Genomic DNA, 12,785 nt, shown 5'->3' with positions numbered 1-12,785 from the left:
TGAATTGTGGTCTTTGGCTTGCTTTCATTCCAACCTGATAGGTTTTAATTTTAGGACGTGGAGGCTTCAATGTTGAACCAAAAATCACTTTTATTATCGGTAGCTGTTTTAGCGGCTTTTACAATAACTGCAACCGGTTGTGGTAAAAGTAAAGAATCGCGCAGTGATGTTCGTGGTACAACAGTAACGCAGGAGCAATCAGACACGCAAAATCTTGATCAGCTACCGGATGCCGATGGCCAGGGTGCTCCGCTTCCGACGGGTTTACCTCCGGCGGCCGATAACGGCGTTAAAGAATTACCTAAATCTAACGGTGGTGATGCTGCTAAAGGGCAGGGGGGCAGCTTGGCTCCATTACCTAAAGCCGGTGATCAGGCAGGTCAATCGGGTGGTGCCGATAATTTACCGCAAGCTGGTAAGACTAAAAAACAAAACGCTGCAGTAAATGCCAATTTTGATGTGACTGAAGTAGAAAAAACCGGTGGTAAATTAGATAAATTAAATTTCTCAAGTGCTAGCTCTGATGGTTTGATGGCTGAGTTCAGAAGCTATAACAATAAAGTAGCGGGCGACCAGAAGACGATGAATTTAAATCTGGCTAAAGCGGTGGTTAACGCCAAATTAACACGTACGGCCGGCAGTGCAGTGGTAGATTTAACTTTAGATGAGTCATTAGATGGCGTAAAAAAAATCACGTCGTACCGACTGCAAGGTAAATCTTCAGATGCAGGGGATCGTCAGATTCTAAAACCAACATCGACAAACGGTGATTTAGAATACCAGGGCGGCTTTTTAAAATGTATTGATGCTGATGGCGGATGTGAAAATGCATACATTAAAATTAAGTTATCAGGTGCCTATGTGCGTGTGATTTTCAGAAACTCTTATGCTGATCGTTTTTTCATTATCGAAGAAGGTTCACAAGGTTCAAACATCGAGTTATGGAAAACGTATTTAACAAACACAGTTAACGGGGCGACAACGTCACAGAAACTTTCCTACATCCAGACGTCATCGTTTGAGGTTGTTAACGGCAGATCAGCAATGGGTGTTAAAATTGCGGCTGATGATAATGAAGTTGTAGGATTAAGTTTTGCTTTATTAGTTGCAGATGCGGGTACGTTTGCCGGTACTAATGTCGCTAAAGTAAACGACTTATCAAGAAACTACGATTTAACTTCAGGCGGTTCGCAAGAATTAGCCCAAGCGGTTAAAGAAGCAAAGCTTGTAAATAACAACGGTAAAGGTGATGTGCGCCTGCGTTTAGATTTATCGGCGGGTTCATCGAAAGCCGGCCTTTGGTTGACGTTATCACGTCTTCAAAAGGCGACGTTATCAACTGCTGAAATTTCAAGCTTCGAAAATAAAATTCCTAAGTTCTAATCCGATTAACCGGGTTTAAGTTTTTAATCGTCTTAACTAAATCAGGGCCATCTTTGCCCTGATTTTTCGGCCTAAGCTTTGCTTTATACCCCCTTGTACGAAATAACAGGGGGACAAATGTTATCAAATTCATTTAAAAGAACGTTTTTAGCCATTCTAGCCGTTGCATCGGTGTCAAATGCGCAATTTTCTATCGCTCCAGCTGATGGTTTCGATGATGACCATCATTCACTTTGCGACAACCCATATGATCCAAACTGCCAACCCGGCGGTTATCCTGGTCAGCCAAATCACCCAGGGCACCCGAACTTACCAGGGTATGATGATGGCCAAGCTGAAGTTAAGTCAGTTTACATCGGCCGCTCAGTAAGAAACGAAGTTTTAGACTTACGCCGCTTAGCTGGCTTAGGCGTTCATTACCGCGGCTACGAGATCGTATCTGTACGTGCCCGCACCCGCCCGGATTCTCCTTACACGACAACAGTTCAGTTATTAGCTGACGGCCGTAACGTGGCGACACAAGTAAATCCAGGTAAACGTATCAAACTTATCCCGACCCAAAGAGTTGTGCTAGGTTCGACACGTGAACTTGAGATGTACATCAGCGGCTCAACATTTATTGAAGAGATCGCAATTGAGATCCGTGAAACTGGTCACCACCAGCCACAACCGCCGCAATATCCTGATTATCCAAACTACCCAGGTCAGCCGCACGAACCACTTCCGCCGCACTACCCAGGTCAGCCGCCACATAACCCAGGTTATGGTCAGCAACGTTTAGATTTACACATCAGCCGTTCGACGTATTCAAATGACCGCATCAACTTAGGTGATTACTTTAACGAACACCAATACCGCGGTTACCGTATCGAGCAAGTGATCGTTCACGCACAGGCGCAAAACAACGTGGCTTTGGCAGATCTATTACTTAACGGCTTTAATTCGGGAACATTACAGTTTGATCGTTACTCAACTCAGCAGTCGTTATACTTACATAACCGTCCTGATATCGGCGGCGCTGCCAACAGCATCGTTCTTTACACCCGCGGCAATATGTATGTTCAACGTGTGACGTTAGTTTTAAGCCGTCACTAATTTTTTGACAGATTTTTAGCGAAAAATATTGTCAACTCAAGGGCCGCATGAGATGAATTTTCATGGGGCCTTTTTCTTGGGAGAAATATGGAAAATCAAGCGACTCAGTTAAATCAAAATCCTGCGATTTCAACTACTTCGGTTTTACCGCCGACTTTATCAGATTACATGGATTTTCGTTTGTTTTTAGCTGACTTTTATCAGTTTAAAAAAGAGTCGACCAAACGTTCTCTGCGCCCCTACAACTACGCGATTTTTTCAGCCGCAGCGGATATTAAATCGCCGAATTATTTAAAAATGATCATCGAAGGCAAACGTAACCTGTCTATGGATATGGTGGCAAAGTTTGCCAAAGCCTGCGGTCTGAATAAAGCACAGAGCGATGAATTTAAATTGTTGGTGACGTTTAATCAGGCTGAAGATCCGGCTGATCGCAACTACGCTTTAAAACAATTATCTGAGTACCGTGTACAGCAAAAACTTAAACACGGCGAGTTTGACCGCAAGGTGTTCGAAAAAGTTCCAAACTGGATCGGCTGGATTATCTACGCGTTAGTCGATCAAGAGGGTGTAACTTTTGAAACGTCTAAATTAAAAGACTTACTGCGCGGTAAAGCTTCTGAATCTGAAATTGATCAGGCCCTTAAAAACTTATTAATGAGCGGCGAATTACAAAAAGATCCGGTGACGGGTGTTATCGCTAAAGGCAAGCCGTCAGAAGCGCCGGAGGAGATTCCGTCAGCGTTAATCCGCCAGTTACAGATGCAGTTGATGTATCTTGGGCTTGAGTCGTTATACCAGGATTCGGCGACAGAGCGTGAGTTCGGGTCATTAACCTTATCGTTAACGCAAGCTGAATTCGAAGAGCTCAAGTTCAAATTACGGCAAATGCGTAAGTCGTTACACAAAGACAACAGCATCGCGCGCACGGCCGGCAAAGGCGAAAGAGTGTACCAACTTAATCTGCAATTGTTTCCGGTGTCTAATGCGTCTAAAAAATTAGACGCTTAGTGAATTAAAAAACCCCACAGGCTAAACAGGCTGGCAACCAGTAAGACGACAGAAGCGATTTTCTGGCGTCTGACGTCGTTGATATCGATTAATTTTTTTAAGAAAAGCTGCGCTACAGACAGTGCCGGCAATGACGATAACCAAAACATCAACATGACGAGTCCGCCGGCTACCGGTGAGCGGGCGGCTAAGGCCGATAAAATAAAACTGTACAGCCAGCCGCACGGTAAGGCCAAAGTAAATAGGCCAAGTAAAAACGGATTGTTACGTTTTTGCCAGTAAATATTTTTAATCACACCGGGGATATGTACATTTTCGGATCTTAAAAAAAACATGGCAATAAGCAGCAGCGACAAGATACCCACCGAGGCATATCTGAGCCAGTCATAAGAATTGATTAAAACTGAAGAGACACTGCCGGCAAAAATTCCGGCACTGACATAAGAAAGCAGGCGTCCAAACTGATAAGACACCAGTTGTTTTTTTGTAGCCAGCAAACAGGTCACCGGGCCGCACATAACAGCACAGTGCCAGCTTCCGAGAAAACCGGCGACCAGAAATCCACCGAGCAGCGAAATAAAAGTGTAATCAGTGGTCATGACGCCGGTCCTATGAACTGGATGGTAAATTCTTTGATAAATGCTTCTGGTTTTTCCGCATCGCTGATTCGGATCTGCAGATTATTTTTGTGAGCCAACTGGTTCTGCGGAATCGTTACAAAGAAATGCCAGTCAAAGCTGGCTTTACCTTTAAGAGTTAAAATACTGAACTGCGAAGTGATTCTGGCTGCAGGGTTATTAACAATTTCGATTTTGTATTTTTTTTCATCAGCCGTCTGATTGGTGACGTGAAAACGAAATTGATTGGTCACCACATTTGCACCGTTTTCTTGCTGCAAAGTAAAAGGCGCTGTTTTAGAGCGCAAGATAAAAGCTTCAGAATGTTGAAACGAAATAATGCTGTAACTGAAACCGGCAAGGCAGAGCAAGATGGCTGCTAAATACATTGCAGCACGCGGGGTTTTCCAGGTCGGCTTTGTGTTTTCTAAATTACCGTACTTGATCAGACCTTTTGGTTTATTAACCTTCTCCATGATCTCGTCGCAGGCATCAATGCAGGCGGTACAGGCGATGCACTCCATTTGTAAGCCGTTGCGGATATCAATTCCAATCGGGCAGGCGTTGACACAGCGGTTGCAGCTGACGCAGTCATTGCGCTTTTCATCATAAATGACATTCATGGATTTTTTATCCAACAATAAACCCTGAATGCGTCCGTAAGGGCACATGATGGTGCAGAATTGTTCGCGAAACCAGCCGAAATCAAAAAGCAAAACGGCAGTAACGACCTGAGAAAAAATAAATAAATTAAAATGGCTGTCCGGGCCGTCTTTAATAATCTGGATAAATGAGTACGAGCCGACAAAATAAGCCAGTGCGCTGTGGGCGATAAATGCCGAAGCAAAATAGAAAAGAGCCCATTTAACGGTTTTTTTAAAGAAAAGTTTTGCCGTCATCGGCTCGACCGACTGGCGCCGGCGGGCAATGTAATTGCCTTCGATAATAAATTCGATGCGGCGAAAAATACCATCAATAAAAACTGTTTGTGGGCATGTCCAGCCACACCAGACACGTCCCCAGACGGCAGTGACAAAAGCCAGTGTCAAAGCACCGCCTAAGATCAAAAACAGCAGCAGTGGTGCGTTGTGGGCTTTAAACATGAGGCCAAAAAAATAAAACTCACGGGCTGGAATATCTAACAGAATACTCTGATAACTGCCGATATTGATCCATGGTAAGATCAAAAAAAATAAAATTAAAAAGATCTGCACCCACGTTCTGCGGGTGCGATAATAGCCGCTCACTTCAGCGGGATTTAATCCAATGCGATTTCCGTACTCATCGATACTGGTAATATGTTCGCTGGAAAGTTTTGTTTTCATTACATGCCTTTTGATTTAATCAAAGCTACGACGCCGAAAATTTCGTCGGCGTTAAGCAGCCCTTCCCAGGGTGGCATGCCTTTGGCCGAAACACCCTGTCTGACGGTTTGAACGATTTCTGAATTTTTGTTGCCGTGAATCCACACATTATCAGTGAGGCTCGGGCCAATTTTACCCTCTAAATTATCACCGTGGCACATCGCACATTTACCCTGAAATACGCCGGCCCCAAGCTTAACTAAGTTTGGATCTTTCAGTTTAGCTTCAAGTTCATCTTCGCTCAGGTTAGGAAACCTTTTTGCGGCGGCTGCTTGTAAGGTTTTAAGTTCATCCATCGAGGCGGCCAGCTCTTGCGTTAGCGTTGGCCCTTGTTTGGTCAGTTCAAAGTGGATGTAATAGTGAAAGGCAAAAATAATGGTCAAAATAAAAGTCCACACCCACCAGGTCGGCATCGGGTTATTGTGTTCATCAATTCCATCGTAAGAATGGGTGACTTGTGTCTGGTCTTGTTGTTGTGAGTTATTGTCCATGTTCATCCCCGTTTGAAAATGGGATTTGTGCAAATTCCTGAACCTTATTTTTCGGCGCGCGCAGAGCATTTACCGCGACGTAGATAAAATAAGAAAAGAAAATTAAAAATCCGATCACAGTCAGGTAGGTATCTGTAAAAAATTTTAAGCCTTCTTGTTTCATAGAACCCTCGTTAGTTGTTTTCAGCTGTTTTGGTTGATTTTGCTTTTTGACCAAGTGCCTGCAGATACGCAATCAGTGCCACGATTTCTTTTTTTTCAAGACCTTTCGGGGCGCCCTGTTTTTCTAGCTCTTCGGCAATGATCTTAGCCTGTTTTTGTGCCTCGATATCTGCATTGGCAATCATGTTATCGTCGTACGGAACTCCTAAGCTTTTCATCACTGAAAATTCGCGGCGCAGGGATAAGAAATCAGTGTTGTTTACGATCAACCATGGGTAATTCGGCATGATAGAATTCGGGGTGATCGCACGCGGGTTGATCATGTGTTCGTAGTGCCACATATCAGGATATTTTTTTCCGACGCGGGCTAAATCCGGGCCAGTGCGTTTTGATCCCCATTGGTACGGGCGATCCCACATTGATTCTTCGATAGTTGATGCCGGACCATAACGCAGAACTTCGGCAGCGATCGGTCGGATCTGCTGCGAGTGGCAGACGTAACAACCTTCTTTGATGTATACACCGCGGCCGGCGATTTCTAAGGCTGAAAAAGGTTCTGTCGTCTGTTCTGGGTTGACATACTTATGCAGCGATAAGGTCGGATAGATTTCAATCACTGAGCCGACAAGCACGGCAATAAAAGTTAACACCGAAAATGCCAAACCCATACCTTCGAGCTTGCGGTGACCATCGCTTGTCTGTTCATCCCAGCCGGTGCGGGTAACTTTGACAACCGGCTCGGCGATCTCTTTCGGAGCAAGTTTGATTGTCTTGTACATGTTATAGATAAAGATCAGATAACCTGCGACAAACAGCGCCCCACCGATTGCACGAACCCAGTACAGAGGCACAATTTTAGTTACTGTTTCGACAAAGTCGGGATACATCAGTTGGCCGTCGGCATTGACACCGTTTAACATCAGGCCCTGGGTAATCCCGGCCACAGTCATTGAGACGTAATAAAATAAAACCCCCGTTAATGAAATCCAGAACGAATTTTCGGCTAATTTAGTCGAATAAAGTTCTGTCTTCCAAAGGCGCGGAACCATCCACAGCATCATCCCCATGATAAGCATGCCGTTCCAGCCGAGTGCGCCCGAGTGAACGTGGCCTACGATCCAGTCCGTGTAGTGGCCAAGGGCAGAGACTGATTTGATCGATAACAACGGCCCTTCGAAAGTGGCCATTCCGTAGAAAGTTAATGCCGCGACAAAAAACTTAATCACCGGATTTTGAATCAGCTCTTTAAAGGCACCTTTTAAAGTCATTAGACCATTGATCATACCGCCCCATGATGGGGCCCATAACATAATCGAAAAAACCATACCCAGCGATTGCGCCCAATCGGGCAGTGATGTGTAAAGTAAGTGATGTGGACCGGCCCAAATGTAGATAAACACCAGGGCCCAGAAGTGAATGATCGATAAGCGGTAAGAGTAAACCGGTCGGTTCGCCGCTTTCGGTACGAAATAATACATTAAACCTAAAAACGGCGTGGTTAAGAAAAACGCGACCGCATTGTGGCCGTACCACCATTGCACAAGGGCATCCTGAATGCCGCCCCAGACCGGAAGTGATTTTAGCGGCGTGATCGGTATTTCAATTGAATTTACGATATGTAACATCGCAACGGTAATAATGGTGGCGATGTAAAACCAGATACCGACATACAAATGTTTTTCGCGGCGTTTTTTGATGGTACCAAAAAAATTAATCGCAAAAACAACCCAGATCACTGCGATTAAAATATCAATCGGCCATTCTAGCTCAGCGTATTCTTTTGACTGGGTATAGCCCAAAGGTAAGGTAATTGCGGCACATAAGATAACAAATTGCCAGCCCCAGAAGTGAATCTTAGATAACAAATCAGAAAAGTTGCGAGTCTTTAACAAACGCTGGGTTGAGTAGTACATCCCCGCAAAAATCGCGTTACCGGCAAAAGCAAAAATCGCCGCATTGGTGTGAAGCGGGCGTAAGCGGCCGAAGGTGACCCATTCCATATTCATGTTCATTGGCCAGTAAGCCAATTGCAGTGCGGCCAATAAACCAAAAAGTAAGGCGGCAATACCCCAGCCAAAAGTAGCCAGGGTAAAATACTTAACGATCTGGTCATCGTAGACTATATGTTCGGTTTGAGAGCTATGATCAGCATTTGCGGTCATGAGAGAGCCTTTCATTATTTGTTGTCTTTTGATTATCATTTAAAATACGGTGAGCCGGCGTTTCGAGATCATCGAGCTGGCCGCTGCCTACGGCCCAGAAAAAAATGCCGACGAAAAAAATGCCCAGTAATAAAGCCATGGGTATCATCAGAAATAAAATGTTCATGATCTAAATCCCCATAATGTCGAAATTAAAATTAACAATGAACTGACCGGCATTAACACTGCCGCCCACAGCGGGTTAATAAAACCCAGAACCGCTAACGCACCGGCAATCGCGTTGTAGCCAAGTGATAAGGTTAAATTTCTTTTTAAAGTGCGGTGAATATTTTTATTTACGCTGAACAGATCAAGCAGTGGTTTTAAGCCTGATTTTAAAAAGAAGATATCAGAGCTCGCTAAGGCAATTTCGGCACTGCCTTTAACGGCGATGCTGACTTCGCTGCTGCTCATCGCCAGCGTGTCGTTAACACCATCGCCGATCATTAAGCTGTGCGGATATTGGCTGATGATCTCTTTTTTGTCTTCAGGGTAAAGTTCAGAAAAAATATGATTGCGGACAAGGCCGCATTTTTCTCCGATGGCGTAAGCTTTTCTTTTTTTATCACCTGAAATCAGAAAACAGTTTTTGCCGTCGGCGCGCAGGGCGGCTACTATTTCAGTGGCCTCTTCGCGGATTTTATCCTGCAGGTAAATACGGCAAAGCACTTCTTTGTTACGGTATAATGCAACGGCAATGTCGATACTTTCATCTATGAGGTTTGATGAAAGTGTTTTTAATTCATAAGTGTCTTGGCCTAGGCGCCCGATGATGCCGCTGCCTAAGACTTCGCTGTGGTCGCTAAAGTGGATATCTTGTTTCCAGGTTTTAAAATGTGACCGTAAAGTGAACGCTACGGGGTGATACGAAATTTTCTCAAGGCCGATGATCAAATCAATGGTCTGCTGATCTAATTTTTCTGGCCAGGTTTCACAGACCTGCAGCTGACCGTAAGTCAGGGTGCCGGTTTTATCAAAGAAGATATTTTGTACAGTGTTTAATTTTTCAAAGACATTGGCATTTCTGACCGAAATCCCTTTTTTCTGCGCACTTCGAAAGGCCATGGCCATCGTGAGCGGGCTTCCGAATGCCAGGGCGCACGGGCAGGCCACGACAATTAATGCCAGGGCCCGGTGAAACGATTCGGTAAAATCTATGAAAAATCCAAAGCCGATAAAAGTCAGCGCAGCCAGAATAAAAACAAAGAGAATAAGTTTTTCGGCTAAGCGGTCAGCTAAATTGAGGTAGCTGTTTTTTGCCAGCAGGCTTTGCTGGCTTTTTCCTAACAGTTCGGAGATGCGGGTTTGATTGATCGGCTTTTCACAGATCATGGCTATCGATGCTGATAAAAGTTTGTAGCCTGCAAATAAGCGCATACCTTTGGTAAAGGTATAGGGCACGTTTTCGCCCGACATAAATGAAGTATCCACCAGGGCCGTGTCAGACAGCAGAACCCCGTCAACCGGGATAACCTGATCTTGGCTTACGGTAAAAGTTTGCGAAGGTTTGATGTTTTCTGCGATAACCGTGGCCGTATGGTCGGCTAAGGCATAGGTTTCGTTGCGGATCTGGGTGTTAACATTCTGCGGAGACAAAAAGCGGTGTTGTGCTTTTTTTACAAAAAAACGTGCAACCAGGATTAAAAAAATAAAGCTGGCTGTCGAATCAAAATAAAACTGATCGCCGCCAGAAATCAGACTATAGACAGACAGGCCTGAGCTGGTCAGCAGGGCAATAACGATCGGCAGATCGATATGCACCTTACGCAGTTTTAAACTTCCCCAGGCGCCACGGTAAAAAGGAATCGCGACGTAAAAAAGAATCGGTAAAAATAAAAGTAAATTAAGCCATTTAAAAACCGTTAATAAAGTTCCGGTGACGCCGGTGTAGATCGAAATTGAAAAAAGCATGATATTGCCGGCCAGGGCACCAGCCAGAGCAATACGTTTTAAATCCTGGCGGGTTTCAGTCTGAATTTTGTCATCGCTGTTTTCGCTGGCTTTAATAATCGAAAAATCATAACCCATAGCCCGGATCAGATCGGCTACCTCTGAGAGTTTTCCCTGAGCATCAAGTTCGATGAACAATTCAGAGCTACCGATATGCAAACGTGAAAGTTTACAGTGGGTATTTAGTTCGGAAATCTGTTCTAATAAATGTACGCAGCTCGAACACTGAATACCGTGAATAAAAAATTTGAAGCGGCGTTCGTCTTTATCTAATTGGTATAATGCCTGGTTTTCATTTAAATCCAGGTAAGCGTACTGCGAGTCGCTTTGTGCGGCCTTACGAATCAGTTCAGAAAAACCCGCATCCAGCATTTCGCAGGCATGACAGCAGTAAGTATTTGCAGACAAAGTTCCGCAATATTTACAGTTAACTTTTACAGTTTTGACCAGATCGAGCGGCATGCTTCTTTCCTTTTATAAGAAAAGAATAACTTTTTTGCCGGTCACACCATTATGATGGCGATCATGTTTCGCAAAATATTAATATGACGACTGTAGCTTTTCTATCAGCTTTTGTTTGTTAATAAGCTTGATTTCGCGACCTTGGGATTGGTCGATATAGCCTTCTTTTTCAAATTGCGCCAGGGTGCGGATCACGGTTTCGGGCGTAGTGCCGGCCCATTCGGCGATTTCTTTGCGGGTCCAATGCTGATGGGTAAAGTGCTCTTGCAGAAAAATAAGAGCTTCAGCGATGCGTTCAGAAGCGCCTTTATCCATCTGCGATGTCCATTTTTCTTCAGCGATCCGTAAATCTTTTGAAAGCGCTTCTAAAATTTTTAAGGTCACCTGCGGATAATCTCTAAAGATATCCATAACAACGTTTTTCGGAATAAAACAGACTTCCGATTCTTCAACTGCTACCGCTGTTGCCTGGTAAGCTTCGTGGGCGAATAAAGAACGGTAGCCTAACGCTGAGCCCGGGCCCAAATAGCGAAGCGTGTGGGTGTGGCCGTGTTCGCTGGTCATCTCAAGTTTGACCAGACCGGCAGAAATCGTAAATAAACCCAACGGTTCGTTGCCTTGGTAAAAGATGGTTTGGTTCGGTTTAAAAGTTGTCTTCTGTTTGGATGATTCGAGCAGGCGCCAAACCTCTGGTGAAGTCGAGCAGATGATGTTCGTTAAACGGTGGCCACAGGTTTCACAGGAATTTTTTGTTTCTGTGTGGCAGGGGTCGGCATCATCTGACTGTTTTTTTACGGCTCGTAACATGCATCCATCTTAACATTTTTTGCCGCTTTCGTTGTGTAAATATCTACAAATCAGCTTTGCCTTAACTTGAGATTTTGCTTAATTTTTAAGACCACCGACAAAAAACTGAAATTTTCTGACACAGTAATTTCAGGGTCACTTTGGCGCTGGAAAAACCCGTGTTTTGTGGAAAACTCTGTGGATTTAGTTGATAACTCCCTCTCATAATTAAATATATAACTAAAGATTCGTTTACGCGCAGAGAAAATTACGCATTGCGTTCGGACTAAGGGTCTGTTCGACACCATAACAGTTTCGATAAAAATTCGATCAAAAAGTGAAATTGCGATGACAGATTTAGAGCGAAAACACTATCGGTGCCAGGTCCTGCATCGCGCTGCATCTGCAAGCAAATCAAAGTTAAGTTTTTCGTGAAAGAACCTTCACAAGGGGTTCATGGTTTTTTCACGAAAAGTAAGTTACACTGATTAAGTACATCATCAAAGTGGGGGTGTACTGGCTTCGACGTGGGTGCTGAAGCAAAGGGAGCATACCGGGGCGCATGTGGACCTCGTTAAAAATGTGCATTTATTAGTTGCAAACAACGACTATCAATTAGCAGCTTAGTTCTGTTACGGTTTACAAGTTGATCGACGGTGTCGATAGGTAAGCCGACGATAATGCCGTCTCGGACTTCACTGGTTTCTCTGGAGTGAAGTCTTAATAGTTACCCAGGGGATTTTCTTGAGAAACTTTGTTCGTAGAGGTTCTTAAGATTTAATAAAATACGAACTAAGTATGTAGCGCCTTTCTGTGGATCTCTTGCGGACCCGGGTTCAATTCCCGGCACCTCCACCAACCGTAACAACAGGCGAACCATTGGACACAAGAAATCCAAGGGGTTGGCTGAAAAGACTTTTGGTGAAAATTGAAATGCCATCGGACTTTGAGTCCGATGGCTTCTTTTTCTGACGTTCAGAACCATTCAAATTCGATTGCTCTTCCAATTCATAAAAGACCTTGATGCCATTCTCTGTGACCAGTAATTGGTTAAAGAGATTTCCAAAAAGACGTTTTTTGAAATGGGGCTGCCCTTTTTTCATGGCCGCTTTAAGGGCCATGATGTTCGATTTAATTACGGCTTTTGCAGAAGAGCTTACCGACTTTTAACCAAAGTTTCTTAAGTTTTAAATATCTGTCTTGGTCAAGTGACCTGCTCCCCTTAAACCGCGCCATGTGATAAGTTCTAATGGTGCTAAGAAA

Annotated in this window: 12 protein-coding genes and 1 other RNA gene; 4 read left to right on the top strand and 9 right to left on the bottom strand. The window is 44.2% G+C overall.

Annotated features, from left to right (window positions below; all coding sequences use genetic code 11):
* Positions 1 to 69: 69 nt before the first annotated feature.
* The 3 genes from AC04MM_RS04150 (at position 70) to AC04MM_RS04140 (ending at position 3,489) form a co-directional block, all read left to right on the top strand.
* On the top strand, positions 70 to 1,383 hold the full coding sequence (locus tag AC04MM_RS04150; RefSeq protein ID WP_475379064.1) for a hypothetical protein: 1,314 nt from the start codon (positions 70 to 72) through the stop codon (positions 1,381 to 1,383).
* A gap of 117 nt (positions 1,384 to 1,500) precedes the next feature.
* Positions 1,501 to 2,478 (top strand): hypothetical protein, encoded by a 978-nt coding sequence (locus AC04MM_RS04145; RefSeq protein WP_475379063.1) that lies wholly within the window; start codon positions 1,501 to 1,503, stop codon positions 2,476 to 2,478.
* An 87-nt stretch (positions 2,479 to 2,565) separates the two neighbouring features.
* On the top strand, positions 2,566 to 3,489 hold the full coding sequence (locus tag AC04MM_RS04140) for a TIGR02147 family protein (protein WP_475379062.1): 924 nt from the start codon (positions 2,566 to 2,568) through the stop codon (positions 3,487 to 3,489).
* Here the strand turns inward: AC04MM_RS04140 and AC04MM_RS04135 are convergent.
* The 8 genes from AC04MM_RS04135 to AC04MM_RS04100 form a co-directional block, all read right to left on the bottom strand.
* On the bottom strand, positions 3,486 to 4,088 hold the full coding sequence (locus AC04MM_RS04135; protein WP_475379061.1) for a sulfite exporter TauE/SafE family protein: 603 nt from the start codon (positions 4,086 to 4,088) through the stop codon (positions 3,486 to 3,488). The genes AC04MM_RS04140 and AC04MM_RS04135 overlap by 4 nt on opposite strands.
* Positions 4,085 to 5,431, bottom strand: a complete 1,347-nt coding sequence (gene ccoG, locus AC04MM_RS04130) for a cytochrome c oxidase accessory protein CcoG (protein ID WP_475379060.1) — start codon at positions 5,429 to 5,431, stop codon at positions 4,085 to 4,087. Before ccoG ends, AC04MM_RS04135 begins: the two co-directional genes overlap by 4 nt.
* On the bottom strand, positions 5,431 to 5,961 hold the full coding sequence (locus tag AC04MM_RS04125; protein WP_475379059.1) for a cbb3-type cytochrome c oxidase N-terminal domain-containing protein: 531 nt from the start codon (positions 5,959 to 5,961) through the stop codon (positions 5,431 to 5,433). The genes ccoG and AC04MM_RS04125 overlap by 1 nt, the downstream gene beginning before the upstream one ends.
* Positions 5,951 to 6,124 carry a cbb3-type cytochrome oxidase subunit 3 gene (locus tag AC04MM_RS04120; protein ID WP_475379058.1) on the bottom strand — a complete coding sequence of 58 codons (174 nt, stop codon included), beginning with the start codon at positions 6,122 to 6,124 and terminating at the stop codon, positions 5,951 to 5,953. The genes AC04MM_RS04125 and AC04MM_RS04120 overlap by 11 nt, the downstream gene beginning before the upstream one ends.
* Before the next feature lie 10 nt (positions 6,125 to 6,134).
* Positions 6,135 to 8,285: a cytochrome-c oxidase, cbb3-type subunit I gene (gene ccoN / locus AC04MM_RS04115; protein WP_475379057.1), complete on the bottom strand. Its 2,151-nt coding sequence runs from the start codon at positions 8,283 to 8,285 to the stop codon at positions 6,135 to 6,137.
* Complete coding sequence (ccoS, locus tag AC04MM_RS04110; RefSeq protein WP_475379056.1) at positions 8,269 to 8,451, bottom strand: cbb3-type cytochrome oxidase assembly protein CcoS; 183 nt, start codon at positions 8,449 to 8,451, stop codon at positions 8,269 to 8,271. The genes ccoN and ccoS overlap by 17 nt, the downstream gene beginning before the upstream one ends.
* On the bottom strand, positions 8,448 to 10,736 hold the full coding sequence (locus AC04MM_RS04105; RefSeq protein WP_475379055.1) for a heavy metal translocating P-type ATPase: 2,289 nt from the start codon (positions 10,734 to 10,736) through the stop codon (positions 8,448 to 8,450). The genes ccoS and AC04MM_RS04105 overlap by 4 nt, the downstream gene beginning before the upstream one ends.
* A gap of 78 nt (positions 10,737 to 10,814) precedes the next feature.
* On the bottom strand, positions 10,815 to 11,543 hold the full coding sequence (locus AC04MM_RS04100; protein WP_475379054.1) for a Crp/Fnr family transcriptional regulator: 729 nt from the start codon (positions 11,541 to 11,543) through the stop codon (positions 10,815 to 10,817).
* Positions 11,544 to 12,029: 486 nt separating this feature from the next.
* Between AC04MM_RS04100 and ssrA the strand changes: the two genes are divergently transcribed.
* Positions 12,030 to 12,380: a transfer-messenger RNA gene (gene ssrA / locus AC04MM_RS04095) on the top strand.
* On the opposite strand, the gene AC04MM_RS04090 is transcribed toward ssrA, so the two are convergent.
* Positions 12,359 to 12,625 carry a hypothetical protein gene (locus tag AC04MM_RS04090; protein ID WP_475379053.1) on the bottom strand — a complete coding sequence of 89 codons (267 nt, stop codon included), beginning with the start codon at positions 12,623 to 12,625 and terminating at the stop codon, positions 12,359 to 12,361. The two genes, ssrA and AC04MM_RS04090, sit on opposite strands and share 22 nt — an antisense overlap.
* Positions 12,626 to 12,785 lie beyond the last annotated feature (160 nt).

The sequence above is a fragment of the Bdellovibrio sp. SBM16 genome (assembly GCF_056175625.1).
The sequence above is the reverse complement of the archived record's forward strand: the minus strand, read 5'-3'. Positions and strand labels throughout refer to the sequence as shown.